Annotated in this window: 16 protein-coding genes; 7 read left to right on the top strand and 9 right to left on the bottom strand. The window is 71.7% G+C overall.

Going from position 1 to position 15308, the window contains the following annotated elements; all coding sequences use genetic code 11:
• The first annotated feature begins 81 nt into the window (after positions 1 to 81).
• The 3 genes from fabG (at position 82) to ung (ending at position 2411) form a co-directional block, all read left to right on the top strand.
• Entirely contained in the window at positions 82 to 843 is a 762-nt protein-coding gene (gene fabG / locus ACZ6MA_RS22785; protein ID WP_469435750.1) for a 3-oxoacyl-ACP reductase FabG, read from the top strand.
• 17 nt (positions 844 to 860) lie between these two features.
• Positions 861 to 1613: an SDR family oxidoreductase gene (locus ACZ6MA_RS22780; RefSeq protein WP_469435749.1), complete on the top strand. Its 753-nt coding sequence runs from the start codon at positions 861 to 863 to the stop codon at positions 1611 to 1613.
• Positions 1614 to 1724: 111 nt separating this feature from the next.
• A complete protein-coding gene (gene ung / locus ACZ6MA_RS22775; RefSeq protein WP_469435748.1) occupies positions 1725 to 2411 on the top strand; it encodes a uracil-DNA glycosylase in 687 nt (228 codons plus the stop codon).
• A gap of 65 nt (positions 2412 to 2476) precedes the next feature.
• Here the strand turns inward: ung and ACZ6MA_RS22770 are convergent, their stop codons facing one another.
• The 3 genes from ACZ6MA_RS22770 to ACZ6MA_RS22760 all read right to left on the bottom strand — a co-directional run bounded on the left by ACZ6MA_RS22770 (position 2477) and on the right by ACZ6MA_RS22760 (position 4390).
• Positions 2477 to 3133 (bottom strand): hypothetical protein, encoded by a 657-nt coding sequence (locus tag ACZ6MA_RS22770; protein ID WP_469435747.1) that lies wholly within the window; start codon positions 3131 to 3133, stop codon positions 2477 to 2479.
• Positions 3134 to 3229: 96 nt separating this feature from the next.
• On the bottom strand, positions 3230 to 3754 hold the full coding sequence (locus tag ACZ6MA_RS22765; RefSeq protein ID WP_469435788.1) for a DinB family protein: 525 nt from the start codon (positions 3752 to 3754) through the stop codon (positions 3230 to 3232).
• Positions 3755 to 3787: 33 nt separating this feature from the next.
• Positions 3788 to 4390 carry a TetR/AcrR family transcriptional regulator gene (locus ACZ6MA_RS22760; RefSeq protein ID WP_469435746.1) on the bottom strand — a complete coding sequence of 201 codons (603 nt, stop codon included), beginning with the start codon at positions 4388 to 4390 and terminating at the stop codon, positions 3788 to 3790.
• Positions 4391 to 4473: 83 nt separating this feature from the next.
• Between ACZ6MA_RS22760 and ACZ6MA_RS22755 the strand changes: the two genes are divergently transcribed.
• Together ACZ6MA_RS22755 and ACZ6MA_RS22750 are read left to right on the top strand one after the other, a co-directional pair.
• Complete coding sequence (locus tag ACZ6MA_RS22755) at positions 4474 to 5664, top strand: FAD-dependent monooxygenase (protein WP_469435745.1); 1191 nt, start codon at positions 4474 to 4476, stop codon at positions 5662 to 5664.
• A gap of 17 nt (positions 5665 to 5681) precedes the next feature.
• Positions 5682 to 6587 (top strand): Gfo/Idh/MocA family protein, encoded by a 906-nt coding sequence (locus ACZ6MA_RS22750; RefSeq protein WP_469435744.1) that lies wholly within the window; start codon positions 5682 to 5684, stop codon positions 6585 to 6587.
• On the opposite strand, the gene lnt is transcribed toward ACZ6MA_RS22750, so the two are convergent.
• Positions 6559 to 8115, bottom strand: a complete 1557-nt coding sequence (gene lnt, locus ACZ6MA_RS22745) for an apolipoprotein N-acyltransferase (RefSeq protein ID WP_469435743.1) — start codon at positions 8113 to 8115, stop codon at positions 6559 to 6561. The two genes, ACZ6MA_RS22750 and lnt, sit on opposite strands and share 29 nt — an antisense overlap.
• 629 nt (positions 8116 to 8744) lie before the next feature.
• Here lnt and ACZ6MA_RS22740 point away from each other — a divergent pair.
• Both ACZ6MA_RS22740 and ACZ6MA_RS22735 read left to right on the top strand, forming a co-directional pair.
• Positions 8745 to 9653: an SAM-dependent methyltransferase gene (locus ACZ6MA_RS22740; RefSeq protein ID WP_469435742.1), complete on the top strand. Its 909-nt coding sequence runs from the start codon at positions 8745 to 8747 to the stop codon at positions 9651 to 9653.
• Positions 9654 to 9657: 4 nt separating this feature from the next.
• Positions 9658 to 10869, top strand: coding sequence for a terpene synthase family protein (locus ACZ6MA_RS22735; protein WP_469435741.1), 1212 nt, complete (start codon positions 9658 to 9660; stop codon positions 10867 to 10869).
• Here ACZ6MA_RS22735 and ACZ6MA_RS22730 read toward each other — a convergent pair.
• From ACZ6MA_RS22730 to ACZ6MA_RS22710, 5 genes are read right to left on the bottom strand one after another with little or no spacing between them, the layout of a single operon-like run.
• The gene (locus ACZ6MA_RS22730; RefSeq protein WP_469435740.1) at positions 10761 to 12215 is read right to left on the bottom strand and encodes a cytochrome P450; all 1455 of its coding nucleotides are present in this window, start codon (positions 12213 to 12215) and stop codon (positions 10761 to 10763) included. The genes ACZ6MA_RS22735 and ACZ6MA_RS22730 overlap by 109 nt on opposite strands.
• Complete coding sequence (locus ACZ6MA_RS22725) at positions 12212 to 12835, bottom strand: GTP-binding protein (RefSeq protein WP_469435739.1); 624 nt, start codon at positions 12833 to 12835, stop codon at positions 12212 to 12214. Before ACZ6MA_RS22725 ends, ACZ6MA_RS22730 begins: the two co-directional genes overlap by 4 nt.
• Entirely contained in the window at positions 12816 to 13175 is a 360-nt protein-coding gene (locus ACZ6MA_RS22720) for a DUF742 domain-containing protein (protein ID WP_469435738.1), read from the bottom strand. The genes ACZ6MA_RS22725 and ACZ6MA_RS22720 overlap by 20 nt, the downstream gene beginning before the upstream one ends.
• On the bottom strand, positions 13172 to 13558 hold the full coding sequence (locus ACZ6MA_RS22715; RefSeq protein ID WP_184737155.1) for a roadblock/LC7 domain-containing protein: 387 nt from the start codon (positions 13556 to 13558) through the stop codon (positions 13172 to 13174). The genes ACZ6MA_RS22720 and ACZ6MA_RS22715 overlap by 4 nt, the downstream gene beginning before the upstream one ends.
• A gap of 25 nt (positions 13559 to 13583) precedes the next feature.
• Complete coding sequence (locus ACZ6MA_RS22710; RefSeq protein ID WP_469435737.1) at positions 13584 to 15080, bottom strand: ATP-binding protein; 1497 nt, start codon at positions 15078 to 15080, stop codon at positions 13584 to 13586.
• Positions 15081 to 15308: the final 228 nt, after the last annotated feature.

The following is a 15308-nucleotide window of genomic DNA, read 5'->3' as shown; positions in this document are numbered from 1 at the left end:
GCCAAGGGGCCGGGTCCTGGACCCGGAGCCGGACGCCCGGTGAGCCGCCGTGCCCTGTCGTCCGAGGTGAGGAGAACCCGCATGTCCACCACCGAGCAGCGCGTAGCCGTCGTCACGGGCGCCGCCCGTGGCATCGGCGCCGCGACCGCCGTACGCCTGGCCGGGGAGGGCCGCGCGGTCGCCGTTCTCGACCTCGACGAGGCGGCCTGCGCGGAGACCGTGGAGAAGATCACGGCGGCGGGCGGCAAGGCCCTCGCCGTCGGCTGTGACGTCTCGGACGCCGCACAGGTCGACGCCGCCGTGACCCGCGTCGCCGCCGAGCTGGGCGCCCCCGTGATCCTCGTCAACAACGCCGGGGTGCTCCGCGACAATCTGCTGTTCAAGATGAGCGAGGACGACTGGGACACCGTCCTCAACGTGCATCTGCGCGGTGCGTTCCTGATGTCGCGGGCCTGCCAGAAGCACATGGTGGACGCCGGCTTCGGCCGGATCGTCAACCTCTCCAGCAGCTCGGCCCTGGGCAACCGGGGCCAGGCCAACTACGCCGCCGCCAAGGCCGGTATGCAGGGCCTCACCAAGACCCTCGCCAAGGAACTCGGCAAGTTCGGCATCACCGCCAACTCCGTCGCCCCCGGCTTCATCGCCACCGACATGACCGCGGCCACCGCGGCCCGCGTCGGAATGGGCTTCGAGGACTTCAAGACCGCGGCGGCCTCGCAGATCCCGGTGCAGCGCGTCGGGGAGCCCGCGGACATCGCCAACGCCGTCGCCTTCTTCACCGGCGAGCAGGCGGGCTTCGTCTCCGGCCAGGTCCTGTACGTGGCCGGCGGACCGCTCAACTGACAGGGGTACGAGACCACATGACGACACAGGACAGCGGAAAGGTCGCCCTCGTCACGGGCGCCAGCCGCGGCATCGGCTACGGCATCGCCGAGGCGCTCGTCGCCCGCGGCGACCGCGTCGTGATCACCGGCCGCAACGAGGAGGCGCTCAAGGAGGCCGTCGAACGGCTGGGCGCCGACCGGGCGGTCGGGGTCGCGGGCAAGGCGCACGACGAGGCCCACCAGGCCCTCGCCGTCGAGCGCGCCATGGACGCCTTCGGCCGTGTCGACCACCTGGTCAACAACGCCGGTACGAACCCCGTGTTCGGCCCGATCGCCGAGCTGGACCTCGCGGTCGCCCGCAAGGTCTTCGAGACCAATGTCATCTCGGCGCTGGGCTTCGCCCAGCAGACGTGGAAGGCGTGGCAGAAGGAGAACGGCGGGGCGATCGTCAACATCGCCTCCGTCGCCGGCCTCGGCGCGTCCCCGTTCGTCGGCGCCTACGGGATCAGCAAGGCCGCCATGGTCAACCTCACGCTGCAGCTCGCACACGAGATGGCGCCGGGGGTGCGGGTCAACACCATCGCCCCGGCCGTGGTGAAGACCAAGTTCGCCGCCGCGCTCTACGAAGGGCGCGAGGAGGAGGCCGTGGCGTCCTACCCGCTCGGCCGGCTCGGCGTCCCGCGGGATATCGGCGGCGCGGCGGCGTTCCTGCTCTCCGACGACGCCGGGTGGATCACCGGCCAGACGCTCGTCGTGGACGGCGGGCTCTTCCTCAACGCGGCCGTCTGACGCGGGCGGCCGCCCGGGCCCCGGGCGGCCGCACAGCCGCGCGTCGGGCTTTGTCAGTGGTCGCCGGTAGGTTCTCCGATGAGAAGCGAACGAACCCCGGAGGTTGTTGACGTGACCTACACCGACATGCTGCCCGAGTCCTGGCGCGGAGTCCTCGGCGAGGAGCTGGAGAAGCCGTACTTCAAGGAACTCGTCGACTTCGTCGAGGAGGAGCGGGCGGCCGGGCCGGTGTACCCGCCGCGCGAGGAGGTCTTCGCGGCCCTGGAGGCGACCCCCTACGGCCAGGTGAAGGTCCTGATCCTCGGGCAGGACCCCTACCACGGCCCGGGGCAGGGCCACGGCCTGTGCTTCTCCGTCCGCCCCGGGGTGAAGACCCCGCCCTCCCTGCGCAACATCTACAAGGAGATGCACGAGGAGCTGGGCTACCCCGTGCCCGACAACGGCTATCTGATGCCGTGGGCCCGGCAGGGTGTCCTGCTGCTCAACGCGGTGCTGACCGTCCGCGGCGGCGAGGCCAACTCCCACAAGGGCAAGGGCTGGGAGAAGTTCACGGACGCCGTCATCCGCGCCGTCGCCTCCCGGCCGGACCCGGCCGTCTTCGTGCTGTGGGGCAACTACGCCCAGAAGAAACTTCCCTTGATCGACGAGGAGCGCCACATCGTGGTCAAGGGCGCCCACCCCTCGCCCCTCTCGGCCCGGAAGTTCTTCGGCAGCCGCCCCTTCACGCAGATCAACGAGGCGATCGCGGCTCAGGACCACCAGCCCGTCGACTGGCGGATCCCGGACCTCGGCGCCTGACCGGCTCCGCCGGGGCCTGGGGTGTCTCCGTGCGGGCCCGCCGGGCGCTCCGGTCGGGCGGCGGATCAGCGTCCGTACACCTGGCGGCAGATCCGCGACGCGTCGTCCTCCTTCTTCCACCGTCCGTACGTTTCACCCAGCCCGCACACGTTCGAACCCGAGCGGGGCGGGGACTGCTGCGCGGGGCGCGACTCGGAGCGCTGCGGTGGCGGAGGAGCCTGCTCGTCGCGGTGCCGGGAGGGCGGGGCCTCGCGGGGCGGTGGCGGTGCGGGCGCCGATTCCGGCTCCCGGCCGGGAGCCGAGCGGGCCGGGGAAGCGGCGTGCGGCCGGCGCGCCTCACGACGCTCCGTCCCGTCCCGCCGCACCGGATCGACCGCCCGCGACGAGGAGGGTCGTGAGTCCGCGGCGTCCTCCGCGCGGGCCTCCGCCTCGGTGCTCCGGTCCGGATCCTCACCCTCGTCCCGCTCCTGACCCGATCCGGACGCCGACGGCGCCTTCGTATCCGCCGCGGACGGAGACCGCGAGCCGTCCGATCCCTCCGGCCCCACCAGGCCCAGGGACTCCCGGGCGGGAGCCGGTGACATCCTCGGTGCGGTGGCTCGGGCGAAGCCGGACCGGTCGTCGGACGCGGGGGAGGCGGCATGGGGCGAGAGGGCGACGCAGCCGGCGACGGCCGACATCGCCACCGCCGCCAGAGCCGCCGCCGCGGGCATTCGATGCATTCGTCCCACCCTGCTGCCCGGCGAGGTGTGTTGGGTATTCCCCGCACGGGTGACGCTCGCCCGGCCTGCCGGCCGCAGGTCCTTCCCGGGGCGGGGTCAGGACCCGGCCGCGCCGTCGATCCGCTCGCGCACGAGGTCGGCGTGACCGTTGTGCCGCGCGTACTCCTCGATCATGTGGAGATAGATCCAGCGCAGATTGAACGCCTTGCCGCCGTGATGCGGGGCGTGGCCGACGTCGTCGAGTGAGCGGCCCCGTGCCGCCTCGCGTGCTGCGGCGATCTCCGCCTGCCAGGTGGCGTAGGCCTCGTCCCAGGTGTCCTCGGGCGAGGCCAGGAAGTCACCGTCGGGGTTGTCCTCGGTGCAGTAGATCCGCCCGGCCGTCGCCTCCCCGGCGAGCACCCGCCGGAACCAGGAGCGTTCGACCTCGGCCATGTGCCGGACGAGCCCGAGCAGGGAAAGAGCGGCGGGCGGTACGCTCGCCTCGCGCAGCTGATCGTCGTCGAGCCCGGCGCACTTGATGGCCAGTGTGGCCCGGTGATAGTCGAGCCAGCCCTCCAAGGAGGCGCGTTCGTCGGCGAGGGTGGGCGGCGAGGGGCGCTCTGGTGTGATCATGGCGGCCATCCTCATCCGGCCGCACACCCCGCCGCCACGGGTTTACCGCCCGAGCATGCCGCGCAGCAACGCCCCGACTCCTTCCCGAAGTTCTTCCCGCCCCGGCACCTCCGCGTGATAGGCCCCCGCCGCGCACAAGAACATCAACCCCTCGCCCCACGCGATCACGGACAGCGCGTGCCGCTCCGGGGCGTCGGACCCGGCGGCGGCCATCAGGGCGATCAGTGGTTCCCGGAAGGCCCGCCCCTCCTCGTCGTAGATCTTCCGCAGCTCCGGCCGCCGGGTCGCCTCCAGCGCCAACTCGTAGCGTGCCACGAGCAGTTCGCGGTGGTCGGTCAGGGTTCGGTGCAGTGCCAGCGCCAGGAAGTCGGCCAGCGCCTCCCGCCCGGCGGCCGGATCGGGCGCATCCGGCAGCGTGAGCGCGCGCGCCTCCAGAGCCGCGTGCCGCCGCAGCGCCAGCTCCAGCAGCGCCGCGCGGGTACGGGCGTGGTTCGAGGTCGAACCCGGCGGCAGTCCGGCCGCCTCGTCCACCGCGCGGTGCGTCAGCCCCCGCATGCCGCGCCCGGCGAGCAGGGTGATGGCGGTGTCGGCGATCAGTTCGGCGCGGGAGGCGCCCGAGGTGCGGGTGCTGCGGTCGGCGGTCATGGAGTCAACCTAGCGCTTTCACTACGGACGTAGTAATCTGCACTACAGATGTAGTATTACGTTTGTAGTGAAGGGGAGGGGTCATGCGGCAACCCCATGCCGTCGTCATCGGAGCCGGGGTCGGCGGACTCACCGCGGCGGTGGCCCTGCACCGGCGGGGCTGGCACATCACCGTTCTCGAACGCGCGGCCACCCTCGAACCCGTGGGCGCCGGTATTTCCCTCGCCCCCAACGGCCAGCGTTCCCTCGACGTCATCGGTCTGGGCGACGACGTCCGGGCGCTGGCCGCCTGGCAGGGGGGCGGCGGCCTGCGCGCCCCGGACGGCCGCTGGCTCTCCCGCACCAGCAGCGACGCCGCGGCCCGCCGCTTCGGCGGGCCCCTGGTCCTCCTCCACCGTGCCACCCTCGCCGACCTGTTGACGCGGCAGCTGCCGGCCGGGGCCGTCCGCACGGGCAGCGCCGCCGCCCTCGCCGACCCCGGTGCCGCCGACCGGCCGGCCACGGTCGCCACCGTGGCCGGCGACCTGGAGGCGGACCTCGTCGTGGCCGCCGACGGCATCAACTCAGTGGTGCGCGCCGCGCTCTTTCCCACCCACCCCGGGCCCGTGTACTCCGGCTTCACCACCTGGCGCATGGTCACGCCCACCCCCGGCCGGCCCTTCGCCGCACACGAGACCTGGGGCCGCGCCCGGCTCTGGGGTACCCAGCCGATGAAGGACGGCCGGACCTACGCCTACGCCGCGGCCACGGCCCCCGCGGGCACGCGGGCGCCCGACGACGAGAAGGCCGAACTGCTGCGCCGCTTCGGTGACTGGCACCACCCGGTGCCCGACATCCTCGCGGCGGCCGCACCCGAGGAGATCCTCCGCCACGACGTCCGCTTCATGGCCGAACCGCTGCCCGCCTACCACCGCGGCCGCGTCGCCCTCCTCGGCGACGCCGCCCACGCCATGCCCCCCTCCCTCGGGCAGGGCGGCAACCAGGCCATCGAGGACGCGGTCGTTCTCGCCCACCACCTGGCTCCCGGCCCCGGGGACCTCTCCCCGGCACTGGCCGCCTACACCCGGGACCGGCTGCCGCGCACCATGGACGTCGTGCGCCGCTCGGCCCGAACCGCCCGGCTGTTCATGCTCCGCGGCGCCCCCGCCGTCATCCTGCGTGACACGGCCGTCGCCGCCGTCAGCCGTCTCGGCCCCGGGCTCCTGCTGCGCGGCTTCGACGGCATCGCCGACTGGACGCCACCCGTACAGACGTATGCTTCTCCGACGGGATGACGCACCAAGGAGGCTCCGTGAAGGTCGGCTGCATCGGGCTCGGGGACATCGCACAGAAGGCCTACCTTCCGGTACTGGCCGCTCAGCCGGGAATCGAACCCCACCTCCACACCCGCACCCCCGCCACCCTCCACCGGGTCGCCGACACCTACCGCGTCCCCGAGGCCCACCGCCATACCGACCTCGACGCCATGATCGAGGCCGGGATCGACGCGGCGTTCGTGCACGCGGCGACGGCCGCGCACCCCGAGATCGTCACCCGGCTCCTCGAAGCGGACGTACCGGTCTACGTCGACAAGCCCCTCGCCTACGACCTCGCCGCGAGCGAACGCCTGGTCCGTCTCGCCCAGGCGCGTGGGGTGAGCCTCATGGTCGGCTTCAACCGCCGCTTCGCGCCCGGCTACGCGCAGTGCCTGGACCACCCGCGCGAGCTGATCCTGATGCAGAAGAACCGTGTCGGCCTCGCCGAGGAAGCCCGCTCCCTGGTCTTCGACGACTTCATCCACGTCGTGGACACCCTGCGCTTCCTCGCCCCCGGCACCATCGACCACGTCGACGTCCGGGCGCGGGTGCGCGACGGTCTGACGCACCACGTCGTCCTGCAGCTCTCGGGCGACGGTTTCACCGCCATCGGCACCATGAACCGGATGAGCGGCTCCACCGAGGAGATCCTCGAGGTCGCCGGCCAGGGCACCAAGCGGCAGGTCCGCGACCTCGCCGAGGTGGTGGACCACAAGGGGCAGCCGACCGTCCGCCGGCGCGGCGACTGGGTGCCGGTGGCCCGCCAGCGCGGCATAGAGCAGGTCGCCCTCGCCTTCCTCGACGCGGTCCGCGCGGGCACGGTCCTCGACGCCGAGGACGCGCTGCGCACCCACGAACTGTGCGAGCGGATCGTCACCGCGATCGGCGAACAGGCCGCCTGACCCCACGCCGGAGCGCACGAGCGCCCTCGATGGCGCAGAAGACACCGAGGGCGGCCAGCGAGCCGTACACCGCCCAGTCCCCGAACCGGACGTAAGGGCTGGTGCCCCGCGCGAGCGGCACGTCGTAGACGGCGACGGCGCTGCGCTCGGTGCCCAGCCGCTCGCCGACCCGCCGTCCCCGGGCGTCCGCCACCACGCTCACCCCCGTCAGCGTCGCGTGCGCCATCGGCCGCCAGGTCTCGGCGGCCCGCAGTGCGGCCAGTGAGGCGTGCTGCCCGGGCGCCCAACTGTGCTGGAACGTCGAGGTCGCGGACTGGGCGACGATCACTTGGGCCCCGTCCCGCACCAGCCGGCGGCTCATATCGGGAAACGCCGACTCGAAGCACACCAGCGGGCCGATCAGCGGTCCGTCGGCGCCCGGCAGCCGCATCACCACCGGGCCGTCGCCGCGCCGCCGGTCCTCGGTCGCCGCCTTGCCCACGGAGGTGGCCCAGCCGAGCAGCGACCGTGCCGGGATGTACTCGCCGAACGGCACGAGCCGCGTTTTGTCGTAGCGGTCACCGGTCGGCCCGTCCGGCCCGATCAGTACCGAACTCTTGAAGATCCCCGGGCGGTCCGAGCGTCGCGCGTCGACGTTGACGAGCAGGGGCGCCCCCACCGCCCGGGACAGCGCGGCCAGCCGGTCGCGCAGCTCGGACCGCCGCCCCAGGTCCTCGCCGACGCTGCTCTCGCCCCACACCACCACATCGACCCCGCGCCCGGCCAGCCGGCGGGTGAGCGTCTCCTCACGGTCGAAGCGCCGCTGCGGACTCCGGCCGCCGTCGATCACACCGGGCTGGACGAGCGCGATCCGTACCGTGCCCGCCCGCTTCGGCAGCGGTGCCCACACCCAGACCGCGGCCACCGCCACCGCGCACGACAGCAACCCCGCCGCCCCGGCCGTCCGGGCGCGGGGCGCCGAAATGAGCGCGGCGAGAGCGGTGTTGAGTGCCACCAGCAGGAAGCCCACGAGCCAGACCCCGCCGACCGAGGCGAGGCGCAGGGCGGGCGCGACCTGCCACTGGCTCGCGCCGAGCAGCCCCCAGGGCCCGCCGAGGTACTCCCAGGAACGGATCAGCTCGACCGTCAGCCAGCCGGACGGCACCAGGACCAGTGCCGCCGCCACCCGGCCGGGGCCCGGGCCCCCGCCCAGCAGCCGTCGCACCAACAGCCCCCAGGGCGCCCACAGCAGTCCCAGCAACGCGGCCAGCACGACGATGAAGACATGCAGGCTCGGCAGCAGCCAATGGTGCACGGCGAGCAGGAACCCGGCTCCCCCGAACCAGCCGTCCAGGGCGGCGCGCCGGGGCGTGGCGGCCGAAGCGACGATCAGCAGCCAGGGGACCAGGGCCACGTAGGCCAGCCACCACAGCGCGGGCGCGGGGAAGGCCAGCGCGGGCAGCGCGCCCGCGAGCAGGACCGCCCCCGTCCGCCACCACGGCGCGGCACCGCACCGGGACCACCGTCGTACCGCCGACATCGCCGCCATGCCGCGCCTCCCTCGTCCCGGCCGGTTCACCAGTGTGCGGGAGGGAGGCGATCAAGGGCAGGGTGCGGCGGCCACGACACGCTGCACGGCCGGCGGGCCGGGGCGCGCGGCGGGTCGGGGGCGCCGTCGTCACCGGCCGAAAATGCCACAGGCACCCCGGGGTTCGCGCGGTCACGCCGCTTCCCCAGCCGCCCAGGGGCGCATACGCAGCAGCCGTGCCCCCCTCCGATCGCCTGCACACCATATGCGTAAGAGGGTTCCGGCCATCCCCGGCGCGTCTGGATACTGGCCTGTCGGAAGGCCAAAACCCCGACAACAGCGCGCAATTTTCAGCCTTTCTGGTCGTGAAGCAAGCCAATGTCGGCTTAATTTGGTCTGAATTGAGCTGAAGTGATCCTGGCGGCGTGCGTCAGAAAGGCGCACGGTGGTACGTAATGTGGGTTATCGCTGACCCGGCATGGGCAGGTACCGGGCAAAACTGGACAGGCGTGCTGGTTGTGTGTCGCTGGGGGGCGGCGTGACATACGTACGAGACCGAACATGCGATTCAGTCACCAGGGAACGTCCCTCCCCGCGGCCCGTCTCCCTGTTCGCCTCTTCACCGACAGTCGATGTCTCGGAGGTATCCCATGGAGAACCTTGTCGCCGAGGTGGCCGCCGCTCAGGAGGCGGTACGCGACGAGACCCAGGTGCCGCTGTACTACTCGAGGAAGACCGCCGACATCCTGCACAAGTACGGCCCCGGCCCCCGGGTCCACTTCCATGTGGGGTTCTTCGACTCCGGTGCGGCACCGAACACCACGGTCTCCCAACGCGTCCTGCGCCGCCGCCTCTTCGAGTCCCAGGAGGTGGCGCTCGACCACGCCGCCGCCTCCTGGGGAGTGACGGCCGACCCCCCGGGCTCGCTCTTCGACATCGGCTGCGGTCTGGGCGGCGGCTCCATCTACTGGGCGCAGGAACACGGCTGTGAGGTCACCGCGATGACCGTCACCGCCAAACACGTACCCGTGATGGCGGACCTCGTCCGGCAGGCGGGCGTGGAGCACCTCGTCACCCCCGTCCTCGGCGACATCCACGACCTGTGCGATGAGCGCCAGTACGAAGCCGCCGTCGCCATCGAGAGTTCGGGCTACATGGACCGCGAACGGCTCTTCTCCGTGGTGGCCAAGGCACTCAAACCCGGCGGCTGGTTCGGGATCCAGGAACACTTCCTGTGCCGGCCGGAGTGGACCAACTTCATCGACGGGTACTACAAGACCAGGCTGGGCACCCTGTCCGAATACATCGACGCCGCCCACGCGGCCGGCTTCGAACTGGAGCAGGACGAGGACGTCACCGACCGGGTCGCGGAGTTCTGGGTGCAGTCCATGGCCTGGACGACAGCCGAGCTGGACCGGATGGAACGCACCGGCGACCAGTCCCCGATCGCGGCCGACCGCCTCGTCGAATCGGCCCTCACCCACGGGAAGTTGTTCCGCGTCTGGCGGGACCACGCGATCGAGACCAGGCTCCTGCTCTTCCGTCTCGAAGGACACTGAGGCCATGACCGAGACAGGCACGCGCGCGTCCGCCATCGGCTGGCGGCTGCCCCCCTTCTACTGCCCGATCGAGGCCGCCGTCCACCCACGGGCCGACCAGCTGGAAAAGCAGGCCGTGGCCTGGCTCGACGCGATGGGCATCTTCCGTGACAGCACCGAGCGGGCCTGGAGCATCGCCACCCACAGCACCGACTTCAGCTGCCGGATGATCCCGTACGGGAAGGACGAACCGCTCCTGCTGTTCATCCAGTGGAACCACTGGGCGTTCGCCCTCGACGACTTCTGGCACGACACGGGCTCCGCGGACATCCGCACCTCCCGCATCGTCGACCTCAACGCCCGGATCTCCCGCTGCCTCGAAGCAGCGGGCTCCGCCATGCTCGGCGACACCCCGTTCGCCGCCGCCCTGGAGGACCTCGCCTCCCGCACCAGGGCCCTGACCACCCCCGTGCAGCTGCGACGGGTGGCCGAGGGCCTGCGCGACTGGCTGTTCGGCGCCACCTGGCAGGTCAGCAACGTCGAACGCGGCATCATGCCGAACCTGTCCGACTACGTCGCCCTACGGCCCTCCATCAACGGCACCCGCTTCTCGTTGGCCTGGAGCGAGATCGCCAACGACATCGACATCCCGGAAGGGGAGCTCTACTCCGCCCCCGTCCAGGCCCTCACCGATGCCGCGGGATTCATCGTGAGCTGCGACAACGACCTCTTCTCCTACGCCAAGGAGGACAGCCAGGAGACCACCGACCAGAACCTCGTGAACGTCGTGGCCCACCAGGACGGCATCCCCCCGGACCAGGCCCTCGACAAGGCCCTCGCCATACGCGACCGGGCCATGACGCTCTTCCTGGACCTGCGCGACCGGATAGCCGAGGACGCCGGCCCGGAGCTGTGCCGCTATCTCGAAGCTCTCGGGCACTACATCGCCGGCTGCATACGCTGGATGAACGCGGCCCCGCGCTATGCCAGCCCCCGGAACCGGCACGCACTGCCGGTCCCCGGGGCGACGTACGGCATCACCTGGCGGGACACGCCCAGCGACCCCGGCACCGGACCGCTGCCCATCGCGTCGGCGGCCTGGTGGTGGGACCAACTGGAGAGCGTCACTCACCGCCGCCGGAACCACCCGGTCAGCGACTTCCACACCGACACCCGGGGGCGGGACGGCCTCGGCGGTGCCGGGATCGCCGCGGGCTTGTCCGGCGTGGAGGCCTGAGGACCCGGCACCGCCGGTTCCGGCCGGTCCGACGCGGCCGGAACCGGCAGTCCCGACTCCTCCGGCGGCAGCGGCCGCTGGGGCGTGAACTGCACCGGCAGCGCCACCAGATGACGCGACATCAAAGAGGAGGCCCAGTTCAGTTCGGACTCCGCCACGGCCAGCCGGATGTCCGGCAGCCGGTTGAGCAGCGCGTCGATACCCGTGTCCGCGATGGCCCGGCCGATGTCCTGGCCGGGGCATTCGTGGGCGCCCCCGCTGAAGGCCAGATGGGAGCGGTTGCCGTGCACGGGCGCCGTCGGGTCGGGGCGGACGGCCGTGTCCACATTGGCCGCGGCCAGCCCCAGCACGAGAGCGTCCCCCGCCTTGATCTTCTGCCCGGCCAGCTCGGTGTCCTGGGTGGCCCAGCGGCCGAGGATCGTGGTGAACGGCGGTTCGTCCCACAGCACCTGCTCGACCGCGTCCGGCAGGGTCATGTGGCCGCCGGCCAGATTGGCCCGGCACCGCGGGTCGGACAGCACCATGCGCACCGTGTTCGCGATCAGGTTCGCCGTGGTCTCGTACGCCGCGATGAGCACCAGCCGCAGATGCTGCTGGACCTCGTCGTCGGAGAGCTTGGCGGGGTGCTCCAGCAGCCAGCTGGTGAAGTCGGGACCGGGATCGGCGTGCTTGCGCACCACCAGCTTGCGCAGCGTCTCCTGCACGTACGCGTTGCTGGCGACGGCCGTCTCGGTGCCCTTGATCATGTCGCGGGCGGCCTTGACCAGCTGCGGCCCGTACTCCTCGGGCATGCCCAGCAGCTGTGTGAGCACCAGCATCGGCAGGTGCTCGGCGAATTCGTGCACCAGGTCGGCCTTACCGGTGGTGCAGAAGCCGTCGACGAGCTGGTTGGCGAAACGGGTGATGTGGCGGCGGACCCCACGCCGGTCGAAGCGGCCCATGGCGTCGTTGATGGCGCCGCGCCACCGCTCGTGGACCTGGCCGTCGGCGAACGCGCAGATGGGCTGCCAGGTCGAGATCGGGGCCAGCGGGTGATCGGGGGTGAGCTTGCCCTCGCGCATGTCGCGCCAGTTCCGCGAATCACGCGAGAAACGCGACGGAGTCCGCGTGACGTCGAGGTTCTCGCGGTAGCCGAGGATCAGCCAGGCCGGGAGATCACCGTGCAGCAGCACCGGTGCGACCGCGCCGTGCCGGTCGCGGAGCTGTTCGTACAGTCCCATCGGATCGGCCTCGGCCGCGGGCCCGTACAGCCGCGCGATGCCGCCCTCGCCATAGGCATGGGCGGGACACTGCGGGGAAGCGACCGTCGCGGAGTCGGCGCGGGAGTGTTCGTCACGGGGGGTCACTGTGGCTCCGGGGATTCGTTCGTGAGGGTGTAGAGGTAGCGCATGAGGGCCATCAGCGCGTCCCGGCAGGAGGCGCGCTCGCGGGCGTCACAGGTGAACATGGGCACGGAGTCGGGGAGGTCCATGGCCGCCCGCAGCTCCGACATGGCGTGGACGGGCGAGCCGGGGAAGGTGTTGACGGCGACGACGAAGGGCACACCCCGCTCCTCCAGCAGACCCATCACGTCGTAACTCACCTCCAGACGACGGGTGTCGAGGAGGACCACCGCACCCAGGGCCCCTTCGAACAAGCCGTCCCACAGGAACCAGAAGCGCTCCTGGCCGGGCGTGCCGAACAGATACAGCACCAGCTGTTCGTTGATGCTGATCCGGCCGAAGTCCATCGCCACGGTCGTCTCGGTCTTGTGCTCGATCCCGGCCAGGTCGTCCACGCCGACCCCGGCCTGGGTCATCGTCTCCTCGGTGGTCAGCGGTCTGATCTCGCTCACCGCGCCGACCAGGGTCGTCTTACCGACCCCGAAACCACCGACGATCACCACCTTGACGGCCGCCGCGGTCGAGGCCGGGAGGATGTCCTCGGTCCTGGGTCCGGCGGCTGTGTCAAAGGTTCTGTAGTCCATGCATCACCGCCTCCAGGAGTCGCACATCGGGTAGCGCGGCGACCGGGACCGGGGGCCTGGCCTCCACTTGATCTTTCGTGAGCAGATCCGTGAGCAGTACGGTCACGGTGCTGACGGGCAGGGTGAGATAGGCCGATATCTCGGCGACGGACAGCGGGTAGTCACACATCCGCACGATGGCGGCGTGCTCGGGCTGGAGTCCGGGATCGGGCTCGGCCCGGGCGACGATCAGCGTCACCAGATCCAGTTTGAGGTCCTGGTCGGTGCTGCTGCGCCCGGTGGTGAGGATGTATAACCGATCCGGATTTCCCTCGTCCCACGGATTCTTGGGCTTACTCACGTGACCGGCCCGCTGACGCGCGGCGGACTGGTGAGGTGCTCACCGATCCGGGCCACCAGGTCCCGCATCCGCTGTCCCATCAGCCCGGCGTCGACATCGTCGTCCGCCAGGACCGCCAGATACGCCCCCGCGCCGGCCGCCATCAGATAGAAGAAGCCGCCGTCGACCTCGATCACGACCAGTCGCATCTGCCCGTCGCCGTGCGGGAACTCCGCGGCCACCGCCGTGGACAGGCTCTGGAGCCCCGCGCAGGCGGCGGCCAGGCGATCCGCGGCGTCCGTGTCCGAACCGTGCTGCGCCATGCGCAGTCCGTCCGAGGACAACACGATCACGTGGCGGGTCTGAGGAACGCTGGATGCCAGGTCCTTGAGCATCCAGTCCATGTTGAACCGCAGCTGCGTCACTTGGCTACTCTTCCTTGTCTGACGATTCATCACTGAACGGTCCCCGCGGGTCGGGTGTCGGCTCCTCACCGTTGACGGCGCTCGTGAAGGCGGCCAGCCACAGACCGGGCTGCGGGGGAGGCTCGGACGCCGGGGAGTTCCTGCGGGGGGGACGGCCCGCCGCGGCGGCCGCGGCCTTCCGGGCGGCCCGCGAGGGGATGCCGGGGGCGCGCCGGCGGCGCTGCGGAAGTCCGCCCGAGCCGTCGGTCTCCTCGGTCGGCTGGTCGAGCTCCGGGGGCGGCGGTAGCGGCCGGCCGGGCTTCTTCCTGGGCTTGGGGGGCGGCAGGGTGGCGGCACGCGCGATCTCGCCGCCCGGTGTGGCGCTCGCCGTGATCAGGTTCTCCGGCACGATGAGCACGGCCCGCACACCGCCGTACGCCGACGGCCGCAGCGAGACCCGGAACGCGTAGGTCTTGGCGAGCCGGCTGACGACCGCCAGCCCCAGTCGGGGGGTCTCCCCGAGGTCGTTCAGGTCGAGACCGCGGTCGGCGAGTTCCAGCACCGCGTCGGTGCGGCGGCGGGCCTCGTCGGTGAGACCGACGCCGGCGTCCTCGATCTCGACCGCCACCCCCGACTGCACCTCGACGGCGGTCAGGTGCACCCGGGTCTGCGGGGGCGAGTAGCGGGTGGCGTTGTCCAGCAGCTCGGCCAGCGCGTGGATCAGCGGCTCCACGCCGGGACCGGTGACCGCGACGTCCGCCACCGAGTGCAGATCCACCCGGCGGTAGTCCATGATCCGGGACATGGCGCCGCGCAGGACGTTGTAGAGGGGGATCGGATTCTTCCACTGACGGCCGGGGCGGGAGCCGCCGAGTACCGCGATGCTGTCCGCGAGCCGGCCGATCAGCGCGGTCCCGTGGTCCAGGTGGAGCAAGTCGCCGAAGACATCCGGGTCGTTGCCGTGCCGGTCCTCCATCTCCCGCAGGTCGGTGGCCTGTTGGTGCACGATGGCCTGTACCCGGCGGGCGATGTTGACGAAGGCGCGGTGCGCGGAGTCGCGCAGCCCCTCCTCGGCCTGCACCGCCTCCACCACCGAGCGCAGGACCGAGCGGTGCGCGGCCTCGAACGACGGGTCGAGCGGGGTCAGCGGCCGGACCTCACGGAGCACCTCATCGGCTGACGCCCCCTGCTGCAGCATGTTCACCGCGGCGGGCAGCAGCTCGCGGGCCAGCCGCCGGGTCTCGATCTCCTGCTGGACGAGCCGGTGGCGGAACGCGGCCTCCTGCTCGGCGCAGCGCCGGCGCAGCGTGTCGATGATGCGGCCCCGCCGCACCGCCTCCGACGAGGTGAGGGCCACCGCGACGGTCGCCGCGGTCCCGCACCAGGCCACCGGGGAGCGGGCGCCGAGGGGGACGAGGACTGCCGCCGTCACCGTGCAGACCGCCAGTACGACGGGGGGGACCAGCCATATGAGAACGGAGGCGGGCCGCCTGCCTTGGTGGGACGATCCAGTACCAACCATCGAGATCCTCGTGCTCTGGGGAAATGACTTACGGGGCGCCGCGGGAATGTGGCGACGCCGTACGCGGAATGCTGTGTGATGTTCTCCGGCCAGCGGTGGCACGGCGGTTGGGGCAGCGGTATCGAGTCGCCTCGACCCGCTGCGCGACATGGAGCGTAGCCTGTCACGCGGTTCCGGGACCGCGAAGTTGTCATATTCGCGGATTGGGCTGACGAGTGAATTCGAAAG

The organism is Streptomyces sp. NPDC042259 (assembly GCF_055582085.1).
Note: the sequence above shows the minus strand (reverse complement) of the source record. Positions and strands in the feature narration are given on the sequence as shown.

Bases quoted from the DNA above. Each gene is read 5' to 3' on its own strand.
- fabG (WP_469435750.1), top strand. From the start codon at position 82: ATGTCCACCACCGAGCAGCGCGTAGCCGTCGTCACGGGCGCCGCCCGT.
- ACZ6MA_RS22780 (WP_469435749.1), top strand. From the start codon at position 861: ATGACGACACAGGACAGCGGAAAGGTCGCCCTCGTCACGGGCGCCAGC.
- ACZ6MA_RS22770 (WP_469435747.1), bottom strand. From the start codon at position 3,133: ATGCATCGAATGCCCGCGGCGGCGGCTCTGGCGGCGGTGGCGATGTCG.
- ACZ6MA_RS22765 (WP_469435788.1), bottom strand. From the start codon at position 3,754: ATGGCCGCCATGATCACACCAGAGCGCCCCTCGCCGCCCACCCTCGCC.
- ACZ6MA_RS22760 (WP_469435746.1), bottom strand. From the start codon at position 4,390: ATGACCGCCGACCGCAGCACCCGCACCTCGGGCGCCTCCCGCGCCGAA.
- ACZ6MA_RS22755 (WP_469435745.1), top strand. From the start codon at position 4,474: ATGCGGCAACCCCATGCCGTCGTCATCGGAGCCGGGGTCGGCGGACTC.
- lnt (WP_469435743.1), bottom strand. From the start codon at position 8,115: ATGGCGGCGATGTCGGCGGTACGACGGTGGTCCCGGTGCGGTGCCGCG.
- ACZ6MA_RS22740 (WP_469435742.1), top strand. From the start codon at position 8,745: ATGGAGAACCTTGTCGCCGAGGTGGCCGCCGCTCAGGAGGCGGTACGC.
- ACZ6MA_RS22735 (WP_469435741.1), top strand. From the start codon at position 9,658: ATGACCGAGACAGGCACGCGCGCGTCCGCCATCGGCTGGCGGCTGCCC.
- ACZ6MA_RS22725 (WP_469435739.1), bottom strand. From the start codon at position 12,835: ATGGACTACAGAACCTTTGACACAGCCGCCGGACCCAGGACCGAGGAC.
- ACZ6MA_RS22715 (WP_184737155.1), bottom strand. From the start codon at position 13,558: ATGGACTGGATGCTCAAGGACCTGGCATCCAGCGTTCCTCAGACCCGC.
- ACZ6MA_RS22710 (WP_469435737.1), bottom strand. From the start codon at position 15,080: ATGGTTGGTACTGGATCGTCCCACCAAGGCAGGCGGCCCGCCTCCGTT.